Origin of the sequence: Mesorhizobium sp. CA8 (assembly GCF_020164955.1) — a bacterium.
GTDB lineage: Bacteria > Pseudomonadota > Alphaproteobacteria > Rhizobiales > Rhizobiaceae > Mesorhizobium.
Map to the genome: position 1 here is coordinate 1 of NZ_JAIUHG010000035.1, position 24,620 is coordinate 24,620.

General features: G+C 59.5%; 15 protein-coding genes, 1 tRNA gene and 1 pseudogene. 11 read left to right on the forward strand and 6 right to left on the reverse strand.

Translation table 11 applies throughout. From position 1 onward, the window contains the following. Window positions 1–730: 730 nt before the first annotated feature. A tRNA-Trp gene (locus LB553_RS27610) sits at window positions 731–805 on the reverse strand. A gap of 427 nt (window positions 806–1,232) precedes the next feature. On the opposite strand from LB553_RS27610, the gene LB553_RS27615 reads away from it, so the two are divergent. Beyond that, on the forward strand, window positions 1,233–2,414 hold the full coding sequence (locus tag LB553_RS27615) for a porin (RefSeq protein WP_224517970.1): 1,182 nt from the start codon (window positions 1,233–1,235) through the stop codon (window positions 2,412–2,414). A 132-nt stretch (window positions 2,415–2,546) separates the two neighbouring features. On the opposite strand, the gene LB553_RS27620 is transcribed toward LB553_RS27615, so the two are convergent. Then, window positions 2,547–4,223 (reverse strand): tetratricopeptide repeat-containing sulfotransferase family protein, encoded by a 1,677-nt coding sequence (locus LB553_RS27620; RefSeq protein ID WP_224517971.1) that lies wholly within the window; start codon window positions 4,221–4,223, stop codon window positions 2,547–2,549. A 330-nt stretch (window positions 4,224–4,553) separates the two neighbouring features. Here LB553_RS27620 and LB553_RS27625 point away from each other — a divergent pair, with 330 nt between their 5' ends. Next, window positions 4,554–5,159, forward strand: a complete 606-nt coding sequence (locus LB553_RS27625) for a hypothetical protein (RefSeq protein ID WP_224517972.1) — start codon at window positions 4,554–4,556, stop codon at window positions 5,157–5,159. 5 nt (window positions 5,160–5,164) lie between these two features. Here LB553_RS27625 and LB553_RS27630 read toward each other — a convergent pair. Beyond that, window positions 5,165–5,848: pseudogene (locus LB553_RS27630) on the reverse strand (site-specific integrase); the annotation flags it as partial. 967 nt (window positions 5,849–6,815) lie between these two features. Here LB553_RS27630 and LB553_RS27635 point away from each other — a divergent pair. From LB553_RS27635 to LB553_RS27650, 4 genes are read left to right on the forward strand one after another with little or no spacing between them, the layout of a single operon-like run. Next, complete coding sequence (locus LB553_RS27635) at window positions 6,816–7,481, forward strand: hypothetical protein (protein ID WP_224517973.1); 666 nt, start codon at window positions 6,816–6,818, stop codon at window positions 7,479–7,481. A 7-nt stretch (window positions 7,482–7,488) separates the two neighbouring features. After that, a complete protein-coding gene (locus tag LB553_RS27640; RefSeq protein WP_224517974.1) occupies window positions 7,489–10,536 on the forward strand; it encodes an OmpA family protein in 3,048 nt (1,015 codons plus the stop codon). Between the two features lie 13 nt (window positions 10,537–10,549). Then, on the forward strand, window positions 10,550–11,044 hold the full coding sequence (locus LB553_RS27645; RefSeq protein WP_224517975.1) for a Rab family GTPase: 495 nt from the start codon (window positions 10,550–10,552) through the stop codon (window positions 11,042–11,044). 3 nt (window positions 11,045–11,047) lie between these two features. Beyond that, complete coding sequence (locus LB553_RS27650) at window positions 11,048–12,118, forward strand: adenylate/guanylate cyclase domain-containing protein (RefSeq protein WP_224517976.1); 1,071 nt, start codon at window positions 11,048–11,050, stop codon at window positions 12,116–12,118. Window positions 12,119–12,249: 131 nt separating this feature from the next. On the opposite strand, the gene LB553_RS27655 is transcribed toward LB553_RS27650, so the two are convergent. Both LB553_RS27655 and LB553_RS27660 read right to left on the reverse strand, forming a co-directional pair. Beyond that, on the reverse strand, window positions 12,250–13,692 hold the full coding sequence (locus LB553_RS27655) for an adenylate/guanylate cyclase domain-containing protein (RefSeq protein WP_224517977.1): 1,443 nt from the start codon (window positions 13,690–13,692) through the stop codon (window positions 12,250–12,252). A gap of 254 nt (window positions 13,693–13,946) precedes the next feature. Beyond that, window positions 13,947–16,169 (reverse strand): mechanosensitive ion channel family protein, encoded by a 2,223-nt coding sequence (locus LB553_RS27660; RefSeq protein ID WP_224517978.1) that lies wholly within the window; start codon window positions 16,167–16,169, stop codon window positions 13,947–13,949. A 518-nt stretch (window positions 16,170–16,687) separates the two neighbouring features. Between LB553_RS27660 and LB553_RS27665 the strand changes: the two genes are divergently transcribed. From LB553_RS27665 to LB553_RS27675, 3 genes are read left to right on the forward strand one after another with little or no spacing between them, the layout of a single operon-like run. Next, window positions 16,688–17,902: a glycosyltransferase family protein gene (locus LB553_RS27665; protein WP_224517979.1), complete on the forward strand. Its 1,215-nt coding sequence runs from the start codon at window positions 16,688–16,690 to the stop codon at window positions 17,900–17,902. A 1-nt stretch (window position 17,903) separates the two neighbouring features. Next, on the forward strand, window positions 17,904–19,148 hold the full coding sequence (locus tag LB553_RS27670; RefSeq protein WP_224517980.1) for a glycosyltransferase: 1,245 nt from the start codon (window positions 17,904–17,906) through the stop codon (window positions 19,146–19,148). Further along, complete coding sequence (locus tag LB553_RS27675; RefSeq protein WP_224517981.1) at window positions 19,145–20,341, forward strand: glycosyltransferase family protein; 1,197 nt, start codon at window positions 19,145–19,147, stop codon at window positions 20,339–20,341. Before LB553_RS27670 ends, LB553_RS27675 begins: the two co-directional genes overlap by 4 nt. Before the next feature lie 25 nt (window positions 20,342–20,366). Here LB553_RS27675 and LB553_RS27680 read toward each other — a convergent pair whose 3' ends face one another. After that, complete coding sequence (locus LB553_RS27680; RefSeq protein ID WP_224518011.1) at window positions 20,367–21,038, reverse strand: class I SAM-dependent methyltransferase; 672 nt, start codon at window positions 21,036–21,038, stop codon at window positions 20,367–20,369. A gap of 160 nt (window positions 21,039–21,198) precedes the next feature. Between LB553_RS27680 and LB553_RS27685 the strand changes: the two genes are divergently transcribed. Both LB553_RS27685 and LB553_RS27690 read left to right on the forward strand, forming a co-directional pair. Beyond that, a complete protein-coding gene (locus LB553_RS27685; protein ID WP_224517982.1) occupies window positions 21,199–23,913 on the forward strand; it encodes an ABC transporter transmembrane domain-containing protein in 2,715 nt (904 codons plus the stop codon). 188 nt (window positions 23,914–24,101) lie between these two features. Continuing rightward, window positions 24,102–24,551, forward strand: a complete 450-nt coding sequence (locus LB553_RS27690) for a cyclic nucleotide-binding domain-containing protein (protein WP_224517983.1) — start codon at window positions 24,102–24,104, stop codon at window positions 24,549–24,551. Window positions 24,552–24,620 lie beyond the last annotated feature (69 nt).

Genomic DNA, 24,620 nt, shown 5'->3' on the forward strand with positions numbered 1-24,620 from the left:
ATCCGAGCAACCCTCGTCTTTTAATCGCACGAAAGGGCGGGCCACCGATCTCCGCCTCGGAACATGACGTCTAGACTCCGGTGGATAAACTCCCAGCCGTAATTGAGCGACTGCTAATGTGATAATAGCTTGAGCAGCGCGGGGTACACACCGCCAATCCCGCATCTGGCCGATGCGGTCCGCTGATATCTCCCCAGTCCCAGGCTGCACCGGCCGTCTTTTGAGGAGCCTAAGCCGCATCGCTCCTGGTGGTAGCACCGGCGATGCGAGTGAGAATTGCGGCGTCCGTCAACACCCAGGACGCCGCATGTCCCTGAGGGCGAATCCCCGACCGAGCAGCACCGTCACTGACCCCGAAATAATCCGCATCCCGGCGGATCAGCCGTGCTGATGGTGTGGTTAATTAAAGGCACGCCGCGCTCGCTGCCACGAAACCGCGCCGAGCGTCAAATTGCTGACCTCTGTTTGCGTGAAATTACTGCCATTTCCCCACGGCATGGAAACCCAATGCATGTTGCGGGCTCTTAGCGGATTTGTTCCGAAAGCACGCCAAGCGATATCGTCGCTAAGCCAATGGGTCAGTTGAATGAGCAACGGCTCGGTGCGGCAAATATTTAAGTCCGCGATTCTGGACGACCACCACAAGCGTCGGTCCGTCGCTGATTTGAAGTCGTTAGAGCGCCGGGGCCCTGAGAAACGCGAAAGCCAGTCCCAGCGAATCTTAAGGCTGCGATGATGGGATTCGAACCCACGAGAAGCTTTTGACCTCTACTCCCTTGGCAGGTAAGCCTTCGACCACTCGGCCAGCTCTCCGTAACGGCGCTGGATAGAGAAAGACGCCGGCACATCAACAAGCCGGGGCCACACCGGGGAGATTTTAGTAGAGCAGGCGCCGATTCTTTGGCGGCGGCCTTCTGGCGACTCAGAGGCCACGCGCCAATTCACGCCGATGATTATCGGATTCGACCGGCTGCAACACGTCAATGGTTAATGAGAACTTTCGGAGTGAGGCAAAATCGTGACGTTTCTGCAACACACGCAAGGCATAGAACATGGAGGGACCCCTAGCCTTAACGATCATGGTTGAACGGCGCCGGCTCATGGGTAAAGGTCACGTTCGAAGGAGCGGCGCGGTGCGCATCTTTTTCGGTAGTGGGGATGGGGCAGGGAACGCTGTCCTTCAGCAAAAAATACCCAGACCCGTTTTTTAACTTTTGACTGGAGGTCAGAAAATGAACATCAAGAGCCTTCTTCTCGGCTCAGCTGCGGCCCTGATCGCAGTTTCCGGTGCTCGCGCCGCCGACGCGGTGACCGTCGCCGAGCCGGAACCGGCCGAATACGTCAAGATCTGCGACGTCTACGGCGCCGGCTACTTCTACATCCCGGGCACCGAGACCTGCCTGCGCATCGGCGGCTATGTCCGTTACGACATCGGCGTCGGCGACGTCGGCTCGTTCGACGGCGCGAAGGCGTTCGATCATCGGGATGGCGATGAGCAGGAAACGTTCTACAAGCAGGCCCGCTTCACGCTGAAGACCTGGACTGGCCAGGAGACCGAGCTCGGCACGTTGAAGACCTACACCGAGACCCGCTTCAACTTCGGCAATCACAACGACTACGGCTTCCGCACCGGTGCCGGCACATTTAATTACGCCCACAACAAGGGCGTTTCGCTGAACTTCGCCTGGATCCAGCTCGGTGGTCTCCGCGTCGGTAAGGACGAATCGGCCTTCGATACGTTCGTCGGCTACGCCGGCAACGTCATCCAGGATACGATCGTTCCCTATGGCGATTTCGACACCAACGTCGTCCAGTACTACTTCGACGCCGGCAACGGCTTCTCGGCTGTCGTGTCGCTCGAAGAAGGCTCGGGCCTCAAGGGCACCATCGACAGCTACGTTCCGCATGTCGTCGGTGGCGTGAAGTGGACGCAGGGCTGGGGCGGCATCTCGGGTGTTGTCGCCTATGACAGCAACTACGAGCAGGTGACCGGCAAGGTTCGCGTGGACGTCACTATCAACGACCAGTTCTCACTGTTCGGCATGTTCGGCTACGGCAATGATGGCAAGCTGAACGACGATGCAACCAACGTTTTTGATGCCCACGGTCGCGGCTTCTACAAGCAGTGGGGCGGCAACTGGGCCTGGTGGGCTGGCGGCACCTACAAGTTCAACGAGAAGACCGCGTTCAATCTTCAGGTGTCGGGTGACGATGACAAGAACTACGGTGTAGCGGCGAACGTTGCCTACACGGTTGTTCCCGGCTTCACCATCACGGCCGAAGTGGACTACGATCACCTCGGTACCTTTGACTCGGCCTTCGCCAACAACAGCAATTCCCTCTACGGCAACTGGACCAATGCCGACAAGAAGAACAGCGTCGGCGGTCTCCTCCGCTTCCAGCGCGACTTCTAATCGGCGCTGTCTGTAGGAAATAGAAACCCGGCGGGCGACCGCCGGGTTTTTTTGTGAACAGAATGTCGTCAGATCAGACTGCTGCGGCGGTATTGCTATCGTTCACTGAACTGGCACAATAGAAAATTGCGGTCAGGTATCAGCTAGCTCGCCCAACGCTTCGATCAGGGGCTGGATCTCGCTTTCGTAATTCTTCCATCGCTTGACCGACGACTTGTAGATCGGCTGACGCACCTGCCAATTGCTATAGGTGTTTACTGAGCCAGCCCTGTCAAAAAAACGCAAGCAGGCATCGTCCCAGGGCAGCCCGAGGTAATCTATCAAGCGGCGCGACTGCTCCTCTTGATTTTCAATCAATGTCTCATACCGGTTTTCAAAGATGCGGCCAGGGAGGACCTTGCTCCAGTGCCGCGTCAGGCGATCGTATTCCCTGTAGTAGAGTCCTAGAGTCTGAAGATCGCCGCTGTAGCTGTGCGCTTTACTGAATTGCAGGACGAAACAGGAGATACAATTGTCGATAGCGTCACGGCGACAGTGAACGATGCGCGCGTTGGGAAACAGGATGCCGATCAGGCCGATCAGCTCGAAATTGTGGGGCATCTTGTCGACGATTCGGAGTGCGTCGGGTGCTCGCTCACGCAGATAGGCGAGGTGCTCGTCTGCCAGTGTCCTGGTCAGATCGGGGGTCATTTTGGCAATCGAATTGCCGAGGTCTGCGCCGGTACGGGCCTTGAGCCCGAGTCCATTGGCTGTTCGCGCAAGCTTGCTGAGCTCGCCGGCGCCATGAACATGAGGATGGCTGGCGCAAATCTGCTCCGTCAGCGTCGTGCCCGAGCGAGGCATGCCGATGACGAATACAGGCGCCTCTGAGGGATTGCCATAGGCGGCCATTGAAGCCACCAGCTCGGGCGTGAAGGTTTCGATCATGACATCGACCCAGCGACGATAGCTTCCTATGTCGAATATTTGGCCCCCAGCCTGATTCCCTTGCTTGAAGTGGTCTATCGCGTCCTTGTAGCGACGGAGGTCGTTGAGAACCTTTCCGGCGGCGTGATGGAGCGCTGCCGCTTCCTCCGGCATATGGCTTGGGTCCTCAAGCTCCCTTAGGATCGCCGCGAGCTCCGGCGGCTCTTCCGTGTACTTACGTGTGTGTACAAGTGCGTTATAGGCTGCTGGCACCGCAATGCGCCGTCCTATCGCCTCTTTCAGATGAAGTGCGGCTTCATCCATTCGTCCGAGGCTTGTGAGCGCGCGAGGCAGCCCGATCCGGGCCAGAGGGTGATCTCGTTCGATCTTGAGCGCCTTCTCAAAAAGCGGCAGCGCCATTTCCCCCTTGTCAAACGCATTGTAAGCATCGCCCAAGGCGCAAAGAGCTTCCACCAGGTCCGGCTTCAATGCCAAAGCCTGCTGAATGTGCCTGATTGCCGGCGTAAATTCGCTAAGCTTCAGGTAGGCCTCACCGAGGCTAAGGTGGTAATAGGGATTTCGCGGCTCCGCTGCGACCGCACGGGCAAAGTACCGCAAGGCCTTCTCGTCGTCGTATCCGATGCCGAGGGTTCCCAGGATGTAGAAAGCCAAAGGATGGTTTGGCGTGCGCGCCAGAACCTTGAGACAGAGTTCCTCGGCCTCCGGCAATTGCTCGGCTTTTTGCAGCTCAAGCGCCTGTCTCAACAGTATGTCGTCGGCCTGATTACGGGGCGGACCGACCTTCGGCTGGGCTATGGGTGATGCAGCTTTCGGCGATACCGCCCTCGCCGAAGGCTGCGTCTTGAGGTGCTTTGCCCAGGCTGGCGGCAATCGATTGGTCATCTCTCTTGGCTAGCAAAAGCGACAGCCGGAATCTAGACTCCATGCACACGAAGAATCTTGCACCCCTATAGCCGCCGCGGTAGCAAGAAACTCCATTTTTCCCGGGCCTCTGCCATGCTCCAATGTCCCCACCTACGCTGATCTTCGCCGCGGGTCCTGACTCGGTGTCATCCGTTGATCCGAAAGAGCGACAGTGCGATCGTTATTACATCCTTCGAGTTTCGGGGCTGGGACATGGTTACTAGGCGCCGTCTAGCCAGAGCAGTTCACAACGTTAAACTTACGCGCCGCGAGGACCTTGAAACTCGACTGTACTCTGAAGTTCAGAGAATGCTGAAAGAGCATGATCCAACCATCCGTTTGCCTGCCGTCCGCACTGCATCAAGGTTGGCCGCGGTTATTGCGGCTCAAATTGCTGTGCAGACTCAAGCTACCCAGCGTTCTTTTAAAACAATTGAGGAGGACCTTTCGGAATATGCGACAGATTTTGTTAGTGGTCTGATTGACGAGACCACGAAGACTTTCAATAAGCGATTAAGCAAATTCCGCGCCAGACCTCCCCAATTATCGCTTGAGGCTACAATCGAATTAGCCGATGATTGGGCTGGCCCAGTAGCAGGACCTACTGAGATAGAAAGGTACTTTGGAATTCCACGATCCACGCTCTATCGATGGCAGAAACGCAACGAGGTGGTGTCGATAAACTCTCGAACGAGCAGCAAGCCAGTTTTCCCTTTGAAGCAGTTCGTTGACGGACGCCCGCTCAGCGGGATTGCGGAAATAATTTCAATTTTCGGCGATCAGCGCACTGCTTGGCTATGGCTGGTGACGCGACGGTCCGATTTCGGCGGGCAGACCGGCCTGGATCTCCTTCTGGATCGAAAAGTCGATATGGTCACAAGCGCTGCCCGCGGCTCCACGCCATTTGAGGGTTGACGAGATCACGGCTTCGAGCTCTTGCCGCGCACCTCCACCACTCCGCTCTCGTTGCGAGGAGCTTTGGCAGGCGTAGTCAGCAGGGACGCAAGCGCCGGGGCCTGTGGCGGGCGCGGCTTGTCGAGCACCATGACACAGCCGTCGAGATCATTGGTCGCCAGATGCGCGTAACGCATAGTCATCGACAGCGTCTGGTGACCCAGCCACATCTGGACGCGCCTTATGTCAATGCCACCCTGGACGAGACGTGAAGCGCAAGTGTGACGGAGGATATGCGGCACCACCTGCTCGTCGGCGCCAAGACCGACTTCCGCCTTCGCCTCGTTCCAGATCGCGCGGTACTGCGCCTGGGTCAGCATGGCGAACGGGCCTTTCGGCCGGCGCCCTTCCGTTTTCGGCGGCAGCTTGACCACCTCCTTGACCCGTTCGGTCATCGGGATGGTGCGGCTGCGGCCAGACTTTGTGATCCAGAGGCTGCCCCGGTGTTCCTGGATGTCATTCCAGATCAGGCCGAGCGCCTCGCCGAGGCGGCAGCCGGTATCGACCAGGAAGACGGAGAGTCTGTAGGCATCCTCGCTGCGGCTCCTGATCGCGACGAACAGCCTCGCTTCCTCGTCCCTTTCGAGGAAACGAATCCGTCCCGCCCGCTCCTTCTGGCGGCGGAACTCCGGCAAGCTGTGGATATCCCCATCTTAGCTTAGACAACCTTGGTTCTTGCGACTCGTTGTACCGAAAAATCAAGTTCTGAGAAGAAAAATCGCAAAGTGCTCGAACTCTTTCTGCTGTGATCGAGGCGCGCATCGCCGGACAAACGGTGGAGGCCTTGCCTATGACAGGGCCAGTTATCCTGCGAATCCGTAAATCCAGTTGAAGTGGGTTCCGCTTATCGAGAGCAGTGTCTCCTGGTCGACGGGACAGCACCCCCGTTGCACCAATGGCCCGTGGTCCGCACCACGGCAGCGGACCGCAAAGGGCCGATCACGCCTTCCATTCTGGGGCCTTGGCGAAGATGAGGTCGCTGACCCCAGTCACATACCTGGTCAGGCGCAGCCCGGGCGGCGACTCCAGCTTCTGACGACGCCAATTTGTCGATGCAGACGGGACCGGACGCGCCACAGTCCTCGCAGCTTATCACTACTCGCCCGCGAATGGCGTATCGCCTGAGCTGGTGCAAAACGTGCAAGGGTCGGCAATCAATGGGCTATGCGCTCTTTGCCTTTGCTCTTGGCTGGCTTTGCCAAAGGTTGTCGGCCGAGCCGCTCGCCTTCTGCCAACTCTGACCGCTTCGCGGCATAGTTTGGCGCCACCGTCGGGCAATCTCTCAAGCACAAGGCGAGAACCGTCGAACATCAGGCTGGTGCCAGTTGGGCCCGCATCGGTAGGAGCACAGCAACGAAGGCCGGAGCGGCGATGGAGATATAGGCCCGCCGACGTAACGTTCGCTTTGCACATGGCCGTCATCCCTACGGTTCCGTCGGCTAGCCAAAGGCGCAAGCGGTACCGAGAGCGACGCCAATCGGCGCATTTGACGGTCCGAGAGGCGAACAAGGACGGACGAATTCGCTCAGGCCAACGGGATTCCGCCTTGCGGGCCTGGTATTTGTCTGACATAATTTACCATGTTCTAATGTTGCAGTGAGTAAATGGGGCTCTGAGATGGCGAAGGAATCTTCGAGTGCCGCTTCTTCGGCAAATAAAGCGGATGCAAGTCTGATAGGTAATGCAGAGGGAAACGGGCTGAACTTTATGGCCCCCCAAGGGCGCGAGGGCGGGCCTGGCGGTGACGCTCCAGGTGTCGATAAGATACGCGATCTTTTGTTCGGCAATCAGATGCAGGACTATGATCGGCGCTTCTCCAAGCTTGAGGAACGGTTCCTGCAGCGATTCAAGGATGTCGAATCCGAAACTAAGCGCAATCTTGAAACCTACGAGTCGAATGCCAAGAAACAGGTCGACTCGCTGGCGACGCAGTTGCGCAACGAAAAGGATGCGCGCGCCGAGGCCGACAAGGAGATCGACCGCAATCTTCGCGATCAAAACCAGGCGCTCGAAAAGCAGGTGCGCGCCTTGTCGGATCAATTGAGCGAGCTCGAGCGCGAATTCGCGGATCGCATGAGCAGAAGCGACCATTTGCTGCGCGAGGAAATTAAGCAGAAGAACGAAAGCGCTCAAATGCTGATGGAGAAGATCTTTTCCGATCTCAGCAACGTCAAGACCGACCGGAATCTTCTGGCCGGCCTGTTCGTCGAGGTCGCGAAATGTCTCAACCAGGATCCCGTCGGCAGCAAGGGCAATTCGGAGCGTGGCTGGAAAGTGAGTTGATCGGAACTTGACGTCGAGCGTCGAACCAATCAGCCTATCTCAAAGACAAGCTTCGAACGATACCGGTATTGATCGCGAGGCTTTGGCCCGCCTTTTGGTGGAAATTGCCCGGAACGTCGATCCGGACAACCATGCCCTTTACGAAGGCGTTCCAGCCGCCGACCATCGGCTGGAAATGCTCCGCCAGTTGCTGGTTGGCGGCGAAATCTCGGAGCTGTCACGCGTTACGCACCTGCTCGACGAACCCGAGCAGCTTGCCACAGCAGTGGGCAACGTTCTGCCCGAAGCAACTGCGCGCGCGTCCCATGCGCAACTGGGCGAGGCCCTTGCTCCGGCTGTCGAGAGGGCCGCGCAGCGGTCCATCCAGAAGAACCCGAACACGCTGACGGATATATTGTATCCGGTGTTTCTGCCCGCCATTCGCAAGTCGATCGGCGAAAAGATCGACCAGACTTTCCAGTCGTTGAATGAGTCTTTAAGGCATATATTCACATGGCATGGGTTGAAGTGGAGGTTTGAAGCCTGGCGAACGGGGACAAGCTTCTCGGCAGTTGTTCTCAAGCATTCTCTTGTCTATCGCGTCGAACATGTCTTTCTCATCAGCCGCGCTTCCGGGCTCCTGATTGCACATGTAACTTCCCAAGACGCAACCAGCGAAGACCCTCAACTGATTTCCTCGATGCTGAGCGCGATCCAGGATTTTGTGAAGGATTCTTTCAAAGAGAAGGAAAACAGCGGCCTCGACACCATCCGGTTCGGGGAACTTCGCCTCTGGTCGGAAGTCGGACAGTTCGCGACACTGGTTGCGGTGATCCGGGGAAATCCTCCGGAGGAACTGCATGAAGTCATCCGCGATGTACTGCTTCGCATCCATCAAGAATCCTCGCGAGCCCTGGAGCGGTTCGACGGCGACAGTTCCCAGTTGCCCGGCGTGGAGACGCAGTTGCAGACCTGCGTCGAACTGCAGCACAGGGATTCGAAAGAGGGATTTCCCTGGCTGGTGCTGACGGCGGTCCTGCTGGTTTTGATCGTGGCGGGCGGCTGGTCCTTTCTGTCCTGGCAATCCGCACATCGCTGGCAGACCTACCTGTCGCGGCTGGCAGCCCAGCCCGGCATCGTCATTTCGGACCAAGAAATCCGTGGCGGCGACTTCTATGTCGCCGGCCTGAGAGACCCGCTCGCCGCGGACCCGCGGTCGCTGCTGCCGGGAACGGAGGTCGATCCCGCCCGCGTTCATTCAAACTGGCAGTTCTATCAGAGCCTCGAGCCGCAATTCGTGCTGAAGCGGCTATCGGCGTCGCTGGCGCCACCGGATTCGGTACGACTCTCGGTCGTCGATGGTCGCATCGTCGCCGAGGGCGACGCGACCACCACGTGGATCGACCGGGCGAGGGCCGCTGCCCAGCAGCTTTCGGCAGGCGGCCCGGTCTTCGACATTTCCGGGGTCCGCGATGTGAGCGCCGAGGAGCGCTGGCAGGCCTACGTGTCGCAACTGGAGACCCAGCCTGGCATCATCGTCGCCGATCACAACGTGCGCGACGGCCAATTCTACATTACAGGTCTGAGAGACCCGCTTGCCGCCGACCCAAGGTCGCTGTTGGCGGGAACGCAGGTCGATCCCGCGCGTGTTCATGCAAGCTGGCAATTCTACCAGAGCCTTGAGCCGCAGTTCGTGCTTAAACGGCTGACGGCCTCGCTTGCTCCGCCGGATTCGGTGCGGCTTTCAGTCGTCAATGATCGCATCGTTGCCGCGGGCGTAGCCACCACCGCGTGGATCAACCGGGCGCGCGCGGCCGCCCAGCAGCTTTCAGCCGGCGGCCCGGTCTTCGACATTTCCGGGGTCCGTGATGTGAGCCCCGAGGAGCGCTGGCAGGCCTATGTGTCGCGCCTGGAGGCGCAGCCCGGCATCGTCGTCGCCCAACAGAATGTGCGCGATGGCCAATTCTATATTGCCGGCCTGAGAGACCCGCTTGCCGTCGACCCGCAGTCGCTGCTGTCCGGGACGCAGGTCGATCCCGCGCGCGTTCATGCCAGTTGGCAATTCTATCAAAGCCTTGAGCCGCAGTTCGTCTTGAAGCGGTTAACGGCGTCGCTTTATCCGATGGATAAAGTGCGACTTTCAATCGTCAAAGGTCGCATCGTTGCCGAGGGTGAGGCTCCCGACACCTGGATAGATCGGGCGCGCGTAGCGGCAAGACAGCTTTCAGAAGGCGGGCCGGAGTTCGACATCTCCAAGGTTCGTGATGTGAGCCCCGATGCACGCGCGGCGGAGCATTGGCAGTATTATGTGTCGCGACTTGAGGCCGAACCGGGAATCATCGTCGCTCAGCAATCGGCGAGGGGCGGAGATTTCTACATTTCCGGTCTGAGAGATCCTCTTGCCGTCGACCCAAAAGCTCTGCTGTCCGGAACACAGGTCGATCCCGCTCGCGTTCATTCACAGTGGCAATTCTATCAGAGTCTTGATCCGAAGTTCGTGGTGAAGCGGCTGACGGCGTCGCTGTCCCCGCCGAAATCGGTTCGGCTCTCGATCGTCCAGGGTCGCATCGTCGTTGTGGGCGAGGCACCTGCCGGCTGGATCAGCCGGGCGCGGGCCGCCGCCGACCAACTTTCGGCGGACGGAGTGGTTCTGGACCTCTCGCAGCTGAGCGAGCTAAACCTTGCAGAGCTTAATCAGTTGAGAGAGGCCATCCAGACGACCGATATTTTCTTCTCTTCCGGTAGAGTTGTCCCGGGACCGGAGCAGACGCCGGTGCTCGACAGACTGGCTGATCAGCTGAAGGAATTCGCAGAAAATGCCCACAAGGCAGGCGTGACGGCGCGGTTCATGTTGACCGGCCATTCGGACACAACGGGTCGCGAGACGGCCAACGCGTCGATCAGCGCCGCCCGCGCCGAGACAGTTCGCGCGCTTCTCAACAAGCGCGGCGTTACTCCGGAACTCCTGCAGGTTCGGGGCGCCGGCACCTTCGAGCCTGCGGTGCCCGAAAATGAAAATAGCCGAACTGGGAACTCCACCAATCGCCGGGTTTCGGTTACGGTGAACCTGGAGTAGCGCGGAGCCCAGGATGCTGCAAAAAAAGATCTGCATGTTGGGCGGGTTCGCCGTCGGCAAGACGAGCCTGGTGCGCAGGTTCGTCCAAAGCATCTTCTCGGAAAACTACCTGACCACGGTCGGCGTCAAGATCGACAAGAAGAGCGTCGCGTTTCCGGACAAGACAGTCGATCTGATCTTGTGGGATCTGGCCGGCGAAGACGATATCGGCTCGTTCCGCGTCAGCTATGTGCGAGGCGCGACCGGGCTCGTGCTGGTCGCCGATGGAACCCGGCCAGCCACTCTTGCCGTGGCGCTCACGCTGCGCGAACGGTGCGAGGCCGAATTCGGCGCCATGCCGTTCATATTGCTGTTCAACAAATCCGATCTGACCGATCGGTGGGCGATATCGGAGGGCGAGATCGACGAACTCAAGCAACGTGGATGGCAGATCTATCTGACGAGCGCGCTTTCGGGCGAACATGTCGACGATGCGTTTCGTCAGCTTGCTTCGATGGTCGCCAACTAGACCATGTCCAGTTTGCCGAAAGAAGTCAGAAGCTGGATATACGACTTCTTCTCGAATGAGCGCTTCGCAGCGTATCTCATGATCGATACCCGGCAATGCATAGAAGCCAAGGGCGGCAATCTCGACTTTTACGGGCTCTCGTCGCTTCGCATCGGCGAGCCCGTTGCCCAGCAGCTTGAATTCATGGAAGGGCTGCTGCCTTGCCCCGAGCTTCCATTCCATATGCCCATGATGGAACTGCCCGGCGGGCATGTCGCGGACCTTCACTTCTTTGGCGATGGCGACTCGGTGTGGCTGGTCTTTCTCGACGCCACGCCCGAACGCGACCACCAGCAGCGGCTTCAGCAGAAGGCATACGAAATGACGCTTCTGCAGGAGAGGGAGCGTCAACTCAATGCGAAGCTACAATCGACGAACGAGGCATTGAGGGAGAGCCAGGAGGGTTTGTCGCGCGAGTACCGGCGCGCCGAATCCCTGCTCCTTAACATTCTTCCGGCCTCGATCGCGGAGCGGCTGAAGGCGGACGAGCAAATTGCAGACAACCACGCGGAGGTCAGTGTGCTTTTTGCCGACATCGTCGGTTTTACGGAAAGAGCGCGGAGCGTCGGAGCCACGACGACGCTCGCTATCTTGAATTACTTCTTCAGGGCTGCGGATCTGCTCTCGGAACAGCATGGCTGCGAAAAGATCAAGACCATCGGCGATTGCGTCATGGCGGTCGCTGGCCTGCCCGTCGCGCGACCAGATCACGCGCACGCCCTTGCACATTATGCGCTCGAGCTGCGGGAGGCGGCCAGGCGCGAGCGCTTTGCAGGAGAACCGCTAAGCCTTAGAATTGGAATCCACTCAGGGCCAATCGTCGCGGGCGTCATCGGCAGAAGGCGGTTCGTCTATGACCTGTGGGGCGACACCGTCAATCTCGCCGCGCGCATTCAAAAGGCCGCAGAGCCCGATGAAATCCGTGTTTCAGATACAACCCACGAATTGCTTGGACCCGATTTTGCTTGCGACCCGCTCGGGGAAACGGAATTGCGTGGCACGGGTCGTGTGCGAATGTGGCGGCTCCGCGGCTGATTTGCCGTGCTGCGAGGGCGCAATCCAAATCAACTGGTCAGCAGTCGGACGCCACAAGCTCCTGTCCTAAAGCATGTCTCCTGGGACTGCTCCAGGCAGTGCCAAAGGGAGCCGGCACGCAATCGCTTCTATCACCGCATAATGCGATAGACGGTAGCATCACCCTCCACGCCTCGAAGAGGCGCGTCAAAGGCTTCGACATGATGGCCAGCGAGCATGTCGCTAACCCCCGGCGCGGAATGGAGGGCCTCGGAAATGCAGACCTGTCCGGCTTGCGCCAAGGACTGCACGCGCGCGGCCACATTCACGGTCTGGCCAAAATAGTCGAGGTTGTCGTTGAGCGTCACGGCGATGGACGGTCCACAGTGGGCACCGATTTTGAGGATGATTCCCGGCCCGTCATGGTCGCTGTTGAAACGATCTATTTCTTCAAAGATGTGGAGTGCTGCCGAAATCGCATCCGACGGCTGCGAAAACGCAGCCATCACCGCATCTCCAATCGTCTTGACCACCGCTCCGGAATGTTGCTGAACCGCCGCGTTGACCAGAGCAAAATGCTCGCGGACCAATGCATAGGCGTTGAGGTCACCCAGGCGCTCATACATGGCGGTCGAACCCTTGAGGTCGGTGAACAGGAAGGTGATCTGCCGGATGCCGAGCCCCTCCTTCTCGTCGACACGTTCGGACCGGAAGAGCTGGCGGAAGGTTTGCCGCGCAAGCAGCGCTCCGCCGGAGACATAAGGGTCGAAATCGAGCGCCGGCTTGGTGGTCAGCGCGACCAGCTCGGGCGGCCAGTTGATGGCAAGCAATGAACCTCGCACCGGCCCCCTGTTCGCCACCTCAATGACAATCGGACCAGGCGGCACGCCAGGCAACGCCGGCAAGAAGCGTTTGCCGTCATAATCGATCTTCAGAAGCGTCGGCGCCAACACCGGATCGCCTGATATCGGCAAAGCGAATGCGGCTTGCGTCTGCACGTTGACGCCCGCAAGAGCGCCCGGTCCCAGGTCGGCGCGTAGCACTGTGATAGTCCCGGGCGGCAGAAACGTCATGCCCCGAACGAAGCCGCGCAGAACGTCAACAAAGCGAACGTCTTGCCCGGGTAATCGCCCGTCATGTCCGAAGTACAGCTTCCAGTGAAAATCCTCGACAGGCAGCGTCTCGGGATCATGGTGCGGCAGGCGCCGCAGCTTCGGCGATATCGAGAAGGTGACCTCGATGAAATCGTCGAGGTCGGTGTCGCCCGACACGTCGCACAGGCCACAGACGTAGTGGGTCTTCAGCGTGCGCAGGGCGCCGAAACTGTCGAGCACCATCCCGGACTGGGGACAAAGCACATCCCAGCTCATGTCGAATAGTCCACAGCGGGCGGCGTGAAGGAAGAGGTCGATTGCTTCAGGCTCGGCGATTGCGCGGTCGCGAGCAAAGGCCAGCGGATTGATACGATAGAGCGAGTGGTCGTCGGCGCTCCTGATCAGCGTCTCAAACTTCGAGATGACGCGCGGGCTCCAGGCGCGCGCCTGCTCCACCTTGGTCATTTTGCTTTCGAGTAGACGATCGTTGATTACCGTCACGCCGGATCCTCAACCTTGCCTCGCGACAGCCTACTAAAAAACCAGCGCGATGCGAATGGATTGAATCCCTTAGATGCACGACAGTCGGCCTGGATCAGGATGACGTTTCAGCGAACCGCCAGCCTGATCTAACTCCTGGTGGAGCATGATCTTTCCGAAAACCGGTTCCCACTTTTCGGAGGAGGTTGAAAATAAAAGTACCCCTGCCGCGCGGGCGCCGCGCCGCGCTGTGGCCGACAGGTGTCACAGCTTTCCTATTCCGTTGTGCTGGCTTTTTTCCTACGCCGGTTCGTGTGCGACTGCGCGACGGCCAGTTTCAACTCGGGTGTGATCTCCACAGGCGCATTCTCTGCCCCATGTGGGCTCTGCAGCCCCTCGACGTGAACGGTCGGAAATGGGAGTTCGATGCCCTGCTCCTTGAAGGCCTGGCGGAGGCGTAAAAAGAATCTCCCTTTCATAGCGAAGGCACCTCCCGGTCTGGTTGTGACCTTGACCCTCAATACGATGCCATACTCACCGAACTCCTGTACGCCCTGCATCTTGATCGGTTCGATCACCCAGTTTTTGAATTCTGGATCTTCCGCCAGCTCCAGGCCTATCCGCTTGATCAGCTTGCGAGCGAACTCGATGTCGGTGTCATAGCCGACGGTGATGTTGAATTTGTCGGTAACCCAGTCACGGCTCTGGTTCTGGACGGCTCCGAGTTCACCGAACGGTATTGTAAACAGCGGGCCCCGATGGTGGCGCAGCTTCACCGAGCGCAGCGAAAAGCTCTCCACCGTACCCCTGTAGCTGCCCGATGAAATGTATTCGCCGACACGAAATGCATCGTCGAGCAGATAGAACACGCCCGAAATGACGTCCTTGACCAGGGTTTGCGCCCCAAATCCCACGGCGACGCCAACGACGCCGGCGCCGGCGATCAGCGGGCCGATCTGGATACCGACCGAGGCGAGCATCATCAGCACCGCCATGACGACGATCACTGCCAGCAGAATGTTCTGGATGATCGGCAAGAGCGTGCGCAGCCGCGCCTGCTGCGGATCGACGACCGGCATGTCCTCGTCGCCGATCACCGCGTGCCGCGTTTCGATGCCCAGCTTTCTCTCGATCAAGGCCTTGATGATCGACCAGCCGAGATCGGCGGCAAGCGCAATGACAATGATATTGATCAAGCCGCGCAATATGAGCGTGGTCGTCGTGTTGCTGTCCTGCATCGACTGCATATCCAGACCCCAGACACGCGCGAGAACGTAAGCCGCCGCCAGGATCAAGATCATCCGAATTCCGCGATCGATCACAGCGATCGTCACCGCCGGGATCGTAGGCCGGCCAGCCTCTTCGGAACCCGGCCGCAGGACGAAATTGACCCCTCGCTGCGTCAGCACGATTGTGAAAGGCAGGACGAATGCGGCCAAGGTAAACCAGAACCACGTGTACAGGCCGGCGGTGCGCTCCAGGAACAGAGCGATGAAATAGGCAGTCAACAACCATGTCACTGCCGTGCGACTGTGCCCATCGTTCCGCCGTGTTCTTGGCCGACGCCAAACGGCAAGCAGAAGGAGCAACAGCAGTACGAACTCGGCGCCCAACGAAAGAACCACCATTCCGTCCCGATCGATGCCGAGACCAGGCAGGAGGTTGAACGCGGCGGCGAAGAAGGCGAAGACGCCGGCGATCCGGGATAGCCAATAGGACCAATGGTCAGCCGCTTCGTTGGTGACCGGCAATGCACGAACCTCAACGGCATTCTCGACCTTCATGAAGGACGGGACCAGCATGGCTATGACGTATGTGCGAACAGCCCATGTAACGACTGCCGCTATGAGAAATGTCAGCACGATCTCGCGGATAAGCATTGGCCAGTCGAACAGCATGAACGCGCCGGCGCTGCCCAGCGCGAACGACACGATCAACAGGCTGGAATAAAGCGTGCGACCGCCAATCTTCTTGGCTCGTCCGAGGGGCGTATCCTTCGATTGCGCGATTATCCAAAGACGAAATGGACGGGTGAGCTTGTACGTGGCCCAGGTGAGCGCCAGGCCGGCGGCAATGAACACCGCGATTAGCAAGAATATACCGGCCGACCCCCTGCTGGACATATCCTGCATGGTCTTTGCCCGAACATGCGCGAACTGACCTGGCAGCAGGGGCAAAGTTTGCACAATTCTCTCGATGTGATGCTTGATCCGATCGAGCGTCGAGGATGCCATCGTACTCATCTGGTCCGGTGCGGCCGCGGCATCAGATGATGCGCTGGCGGGTGAAGCTCCTGCCGCGGCAGAGGCTGCCGTTGAACCGGCGTCCTGATTTCGTTGTTCAGCCACCCATGCCTTCACCGATGGATCGTCAAGAAGATCGAACAGCTGTTTGACCTTTTCGGGTGGGACGGTCGCCGGCGCCTGCGCCTGCGCCGGACCGGCCAACAAGAGGGCGAGCACCGCAAGAACGATCGGACGGGCAATCAGGACCAACATCGCCGTCAAATTTCCGACACGTCTTGCCAGATGCCCTGGTTTCCTGGCTCCCAATCGTCCATTCATGAGTGGCATCGTGCTGTTAGCCCTCCGGCCAGATCGGCAATCAACGACATCCATGTCCGTTGTTGCCTTACCTTGAAGAAACCGATGTCGCGGTTCAAGACGCCATCGTTGCGGGCCCGCGACGGGACCTGGCGGCACATTTCACTCAGGACGTCCATGTCGTGGTTGTGCACGCCAAAGATATGCAGCCTTCCATGGAGCTGCTTTCACGCGAAGCGCCCGCTCCTACGGCATGCATCTGCCGCTACAACGCTTTGGCAAAGTGATACAGGTTTCTTCCCGGCCACATGGCAAGCGGGCAACTGAGTGGACTTCCTGGCTTCAGCCATGGCCCCCCCAGTAATACGAATTGAAAATTGCGCCCTCATGTTTCACAACAGGTCGCTTAGGCCTCAGGATGGCTTCCCCAACCGCCCGTTTCCCAAGGCGAGAATTCGAAAAGACGTTCAGAAATGATCCAGAACGCACAAGACGCTCGAATTCTCATGTACAGCCACGACACGTTCGGGCTCGGCCACCTGCAGCGCTGTCGGACCATCGCGCATTCGCTGGTCGAGGATTTCCGCGGACTTCAGGTGCTGATCATTTCGGGCGCCCCTATTGCCGGCGCCTTCGACTATCGCGCCCGTGTCGACTTCGTGAAGATCCCCAGCGTCATCAAGTTGCGCAACGGCGAGTACACCTCGCTGGAAAAGGATATCGATCTGCAAGAAACGCTCAGGATGCGCCAGTCGATCATTCGCCACACGGCCGAGACCTTCCGGCCGGATATCTTCATCGTCGACAAGGAACCCCTCGGCCTGCGCGGTGAGATCGAGGACACGCTGTCCTACCTCAAGACGCGGGGTACCACCCTGGTGCTTGGCCTGCGCGAGGTGATGGATGCGCCGCATCTGCTCGCAGCAGAGTGGGCACGCAGGGATGTGATGCGCAAGATAGGCCTATTCTACGACAAGGTCTGGGCTTATGGCCCGCCGGATTTCTACGATCCGTTGACCGGTTTGGATGTGCCGCCGGCTGTCAGGGCAAAAATGCGGTTCGTCGGTTTCCTGCAACGGAGCCTGCAGCGGGTCGAGTTGCCCGGCCACCGGCCCGAGGGTGAGTATACCCTCGTTACCACAGGCGGCGGCGGTGACGGCGCGGAACTGATCCACGACGTCATCGATGCCTATCAGCAGAACCCGCAATTGCAGCATAGGGCGCTGATCGTGCTTGGGCCCTACATGCCGGCGCGCAAGCGCAACAAGCTGCTTAACAAGGGGGCCAAGATCCCCTACATCAAGATGATCGAGTTCGACAACCGCATGGAAGACCTGATTGCCGGGGCCAAGGCGGTAGTGGCGATGGGCGGTTACAACACCTATTGCGAGATACTGTCTTTCGACAAACCGGCGCTGATCGTCCCGCGTACCGAGCCTCGGGAGGAACAGCTGATCCGCGCTCGGCGCGCAGCCGAACTCGGCCTCATCGAGATGCTTTTGCCGGAAGAAGCCAAGGATTCCCAGCGATTTGCCGATGCTCTGGTGGCGCTGCCGGACCGGCCCCGCCCATCCCAGAGCAATCCGCATCTGAGGCTGGAAGGGCTTCCCCATATTTCCGAAATCGTCGCGGAACTGCTCGACCGGCGGGCCACTCCACACCTTTCGGTCATTGAAGGAATGAACTGAGTTGCAACACCGCAAGATCGTCGTGGTTCTGAAGGGCTATCCAAGGCTGTCGGAAACCTTCATCGCGCAGGAACTGCTCGGTCTTGAGCGCGCGGGGTTCGACCTGATACTCGTCGCGCTCAGGCGGCCGACCGACGAAAAACGCCACCCGGTGCATGACGAGATCAAAGCGCCCGTCCGTTACCTGCCGGAATATCTGCATGAAGAGCCACTGCGCGTGCTTCGCTCGCTGTTTGCCTATGTGCTGCGGCCGGGTTTCTGGCGCGCGCTCGGATCGCTGGCTGCCGATGTATCCCGCGACTTAACGCGCAATCGCGTGCGCCGCTTCGGGCAAGCGCTCGTGCTGGCGGCCGAATGGCCGCAAGACGCGGGATGGTTGCATGCACATTTCGCGCATACGCCGGCGTCGGTGACGCGCTATGCCAGCCAGCTTCGTGGCCAGCCCTGGAGCTGCTCGGCCCATGCCAAGGACATCTGGACTTCGGCGGACTGGGATCTGGCCGGCAAGCTTTCCTCGGCACGCTGGACCGTCACTTGCACGAAAACCGGCTTCGACCGTCTTAAGGAACTCGCCAACGGCAAATCGTGCGTGCATCTGAGCTATCATGGGCTCGATCTTGATCGCTTCGGCAGTTTCGGCGGGGCGCGAAAGCAGCCTGACGGCTCGGCGCCGGACGAACCGGTCATCATTCTCAGCGTCGGGCGCGCCGTCGAGAAGAAAGGTTACGATACCTTGCTGGAGGCCCTTGCCCTCTTGCCTGGCGATTTGGCGTGGCGTTTCGAGCATATCGGCGGCGGCGAGGAACTGGAGCGGCTCAAGGCGCTGGCGCGAAAGCTCGGCCTGGATGGCCGCGTCTCCTGGAAAGGCGCGCTTGCGCAGAATGAGGTGCTTGAGCACTACCGGAGCGCCGACATATTCGCCCTGGCCTGCAGGATCACTGCAAATGGTGACCGGGACGGTCTTCCGAATGTCCTGGTGGAGGCGGCCAGCCAGCGGCTTGCCTGCTTGTCGACCGATATTTCCGGCGTGCCGGAGCTTTTGTCGCCAGATGAGACCGGCCTGCTGGTTCCGACGGAAAACCCGATTGCCCTGGCACAGGCGCTGGAGCGCCTGATCCGTGATCCCGTGCTGCGCGGTCGCCTCGGCGACGCCGCGGAACGGCGCGTGCGAAGCAATTTCGATCATATGGCAAGCATTAGACATCTCAAGCAACTGTTCCAACAGGAGTGGCAGGCTGCCGAATGAAGCGGCTGAGAGTCTTCTTGTATGTCCAGCACCTGCTCGGCATCGGCCATCTTGCGCGCTCCAGTCGCATCGCGGCGGCACTGGTCGATGACGGGTTTGACGTAACCGTCGTGACCGGTGGAGCGCCGATCCCGGGGTTTCCGGAATTGGGGGTGAAATCTGTACCCCTGCCGCCTGTCACCTCCGGTGATGAAGGATTTTCCGGACTTGTCGACCTGCATGGCAAACCCATCGACGATGAGTTCAAGAAGCGGCGTTCAGAGATGCTGGTGCAGGCGTTTCGTGATTGCAGGCCTGATATCGTCATCATCGAGGCCTTTCCATTTGGGCGCCGGCAGATGCGTTTCGAACTCTTGCCGCTGATCGAGGCCATCGAAGCGACGTCGCCCAGACCGCTGCTGGCGACGTCCGTCCGTGATATCCTTCAGGAACGCGTCAAGCCGGGCCGAAACGAGGAAACGGTCGACCTCATCAGCAGGCATTTCGACCTCGTTATGGTCCACGGCGATCCTGCTTTCGCAACCATCGACAAGACATTTCCACTGGCCGGGGCAATCGAGGCGGAGGTCACCTACACAGGGCTCGTTGCCGCGCCGCCACCGCCCGCGGCCACCGAGCGCTTCGACGTTCTGGTGTCGGTTGGCGGCGGGGCTGCCGGAAGGGGCCTTGTCAGTTCCACCATCGCAGCGGCGCGGGATGCAAACAACGGTTGGAAATGGTGTTTGATCACCGGCCCAAACCTGCCGAAAGATGACTTTGACGCGATCGCACGCGATGCCACGCCGGGCCTGTCCATCTTCCGCTTCCGCCAAGATTTTGCCAGCCTGCTGACCGGCACCCGCCTGTCGGTTTCGCAGGCGGGTTATAATACGGTCTGCGATGTCCTGCGCGCGGGTTGTCGCTCCCTGCTTGTTCCATTTGCAGCGGGCGGGGAAACCGAACAAACGGTTCGCGCCAAGATGCTCGAAGAACTCGGCGTTGCATCGGTCTTGATGGAAAAGGAGCTGACGCCTGGCGGTTTGGCGCAAGCGATCGAACAGGCGCTTGTGGCACCGCCGCCGTCCGCGCATCGTATCGATCTGGAAGGGGCGCGTCGTTCGGCGCAAATCCTGCGCGAGCGGCATCGAACATGGACCCAAAAATTGGAACCGGGTTTGGGAAAGGTTCGCGATCGAACAGACAATATACGGTAGAGCGACGCTCTTGGGGCGAAAGGTACTAAACAGTTCCAATCAGCATGAAGCGCGTATATTTTTTTGTCGGCAGTTCACCCGAGAACCGCACCTCCCGCAGCGCCGCCATCCCTTCGAAGGCTGAAAGTGAAGCCACGCAGTTGATGTGCGTTGGCTCGCTGAAATAGTCATTCGATTGCAGCAGCACACTGGTGCCCCGCGCGAGCAGGGCAAGCCAGGCGCGCAGATCGGTTATGTGTTCGCAGCTCGTATTGATCACCAAATCGGGCCGCCCGGCCGCGTAGTCGAGTGCGTACATATCGGCCGTCAGCGCCTGGAACCGGTCGCCGGCTTCCCGGTTGAGGGTCCGGGCGACTGGCGCGACCTCGGGATCGATGTCGATGCTATCGACTGCCGCAATATCGAAGCGGACGTCGTTGAAAAGCATTGCCGGCAATATGCCGTACCATCCACCCAGAACCCAAATGCGCTCGAACCGGCCGCCGCGGCTTTCGAACAGCCTGTCGAGCGCCCACATCTTGCATGCGACCTGTTTGTGATTGAAGGCGTTGGCGATGTCGGCCTGCGGATGTTTGGCGATGACGCGCGCTAGCCCCGCCACGAGAGGGTGGTTGACATAGGCAGCAATTCCCCGCGTGAGGTCCAGGGCTTGCTCGTGCCCGTCCATGCCGGCATTGCGTGGCTGCGTGACATCCATCATATTCGTCTTGTATTTGGGGATTTCGGGCGACACAACGCAATCTTGGCCCGCCAGCCGCTTCGCAAGCTTCGAACGTGTCGCCGGCGATGATTGCCGATGCGACGTTCACCAGCTGATGTTTCTATTTGTTCCTTAAACTGAAGGTCCGCAGTCGCATATGGAACCCAGCCTAGCTCGCTATATCTGGACGCACACCAAGAAGCAGCAGCTCTGGATATTGGTTATCGTCTTGCTTTCGATGATCCCATATTTCATGTCCTTTGACCTGCCGAAGCTGATCGTCAACGGCCCGATCCAAGGCAAGGGCTTCGATCAACCGGGCGCGACCCAGCCATTCATGAGGCTACACTATAACCTGCCGTTCATCGGAGAGGTCCAGTTCTTTCCTGGCTTTCAGCTCGACCGCACGACGACGCTGTTTGCCCTGAGCCTCGTGTTCCTCCTGCTGGTCGTCATCAACGGCCTTTTCAAATTCTACATCAACACATACAAGGGCCGCCTCGGCGAACGCATGTTGCGGCGTATCCGCTTCGATCTGGTCGATCGTGTGCTGCGGTTTCCGCCGCGTTATTTCAAGCGCGTGAAATCCGCCGAGGTGGCGACCATGGTGAAGGATGAGGTGGAGCCGCTGGGCGGTTTCATCGGCGATGCTTTCCTGCAGCCGGTGCTGCTCGGCGGTCAGGCGGTGACGGCTATGCTGTTCATCGTGGTCCAGAACTTCTGGCTCGGAATGATCGCGGCCGTAATCGTGTTGATCCAGATCGTGCTCATCCCGCGAATGCGGCGGCGGCTGATCGTGCTCGGGCGCAAACGGCAGTTGACGGCGCGCGCGCTTTCGGGCCGCGTCGGCGAAATCGTCGACGGCATCGGCGCGGTTCACGTCCACGATACATCAAACTACGAGCGCGCCGACATAGCTGCCCGGCTCGGGCTCATTTTCAAGATCCGCTTCGATCTTTACCAATGGAAATTCATGGTGAAGTTCCTCAACAATTTTCTCGCGCAGATCACGCCGTTTCTGTTCTACATGGTCGGCGGGTATCTGGTCATCCAGGGGCGGCTGGACGTTGGCCAGCTCGTGGCCGTGATCGGAGCCTACAAGGACCTGCCCGGACCGATGAAGGAACTGATCGACTGGGATCAGGACCGGCAGGATGTCCAGGTCAAATACCAGCAGGTCGTTGAGCAGTTCACGGTCGAGGGTCTCATTGCGCCGCGAATCGGGGCACTGACGATCGACGATCCAGGCCCGATGACCAACCCCCTGTCGGCTATCGGTCTGTCCATGGCAGACGATGGCGGTGCAATGCTCCTCGATCGTATCTCTCTCCAGGTCAAGCCGGGGGAGACGGTGGCGCTGGTCAGCACCTCAACAGGTGGAGCGGAGGCGCTCGCAGAGGCCTTCGCGCGGCTGAACTGGCCGGAAAGCGGAAGGGTCGCTTCGGGTGCCGACGACCTGCTTGAACTGCCAGAAGCAGTGACCGGCCGGCGCATGTCCTATGCCTCGTCGGATGTTTTCCTGTTCCAGGCAAGCCTCCGCGACAACCTGCTCTACGGGTTGAAGCACGCGCCGCTGACGTCGGTGACCTATGAGGGTGCCGCGGCGGACCAGCACCGCTGGAACATCCACGAGGCGCGCCGGTCGGGCAACCCGGACCTTGATATCCACAGCGACTGGATTGACTATGCTTCCGCCGGCGCTACCGGCCGGCACGACCTCTTTGAAGCCGTGCGCCGGGTGCTCGACGCGGTTGTTCTGTCGCGCGACGTTCTGGATCTAGGTTTGCGTTCTTCGGCCGATCTCACGCGTCACACGGAACTGGCGGGACGGATCGTCGAACTGCGCGCGGCGCTGCGAACCCGGCTGGAACACGAAGGATTGAGCGAACTGGTGGTTCCTTTCGAACCGGGCGCCTACAACAAGGAAGCAACGATCGGCCAGAACCTGCTCTTCGGCGCTGCCGCCGGCCCGGAACTGGCCGACAGGGCTCTGGCGGCAAATCCCTATTTTGCGTCCGTGCTGAGGCAAGCCGGCCTCGATCGCACGCTCTACGAAATGGGCTTGGAGATCGCCGAACAAGCGATCGAGCTGTTCGCCGACCTTCCGCCCGATCACCAGTTCTTTCAGCAACTTGCCTTCATGAGCGCCGAGGAGATACCCGCATACGAAACCTTGCTGCAACGGCTCAAGAACCGTCCCTACGAGACGGTCTCGGAGAACGACCGCGCCATGATCGTCACCCTGAGCTTTGCCTATATCGAGCCTCGGCATCGCTTCGGCCTGCTGAGCGACGAATTGATGAACAAGATCGTCGCCGCACGCAACCAGTTCTATGAAAACCTGCCGCCCGAGCTGGAAAACGCGGTCGAACGGTACGATCCTGCTAAATACATTGCCGCGGCTGCCGTCATGGACAATGTCCTGTTCGGGCGACTGGGCAGCAACCATCCCGACGCGCCGGACCGCATACGCTCCATCGTCTATGACATTCTTGATGAATTGGGGCTTTATGCCGAACTGCTGGATGTCGGTTTGGACTTCAACGTCGGTGCCGGCGGCAGGCGGCTGACCGGTGGGCAGCGACAGAAGCTCGATGTTGCCCGGGCCCTGCTCAAGCGGCCCGATTTTCTTATTCTCAACCGGCCGCTGTTGGCCCTCGACCAGCGCGTACAGGAGAAGGTGATGCAAAACGTGCTCGAGGAAGCCAGACGCGACGGCCGTTCGCCGGCAATTGTGTGGGTCGTGACGAATCCGGCAATGGCGATGATGTTCGATCGCGTTGTCGTCTTCGACGCGGGTCGTTTGGTGGAAGACGGAACACACGAGACGCTTTTGGCAGCAGGCGGTATTTTCAAGGAACTGCTGTCATAGAGCATTGGACATTCAGGTGGGATCATTCCGCCGGCGGGAACTTGCTGCAAGGTCAAGGGGGTCCGCTTTCCGGCTGGTTGGGCTCGCCACCTCAAGTGGTTCGTATCGCCACCCGGAAACGGAATTGATTTCATCTGGGCGTCGGTTGTTCTAGTCTGGCAGACGTGAATTTTGGGAGGTTTGCGACAATGCTGCTCAAGGATGAGGTTGGGATGCTGCAACGCGTTCCCTTGTTCTCCGGCATAGAGTTGGCAAAGCTCAAGCTTCTCGCGTTCACATCCGATCGCGTAAGCTATAGCGCCGGCCAGATCCTTTTCAGGCAGGGCGACGAGGGAGACGCCGCCTATGTCATCCTTTCAGGCAAGGCGGATATTCTGGTCGATTCCGACAGCGGAACAATAAAAGTTGCCGAACTGCTGCCAAATTCGATCGTTGGCGAGATCGCAATATTGTGCAACAGCTCCCGCACGGCCACCGTCAGAGCCGCAAGTCCGGTGGAAGCCCTGAGAATTCGCAAGGATCATTTCCTGAGGCTTATGAAGGAGTTCCCGGAAATGACCATCGAGCTGGTGCGGGTCCTCGCCGATCGCCTGAGCCATACGACCGCGGACCTGATCGACGCACGGAGCGCCAAGTAAGCAGTGACGCACACTTAGTTCCCCGCCGTCGCTCCGGCTAGCAAGGGCGACTGGACCGCGAAGGAGCAG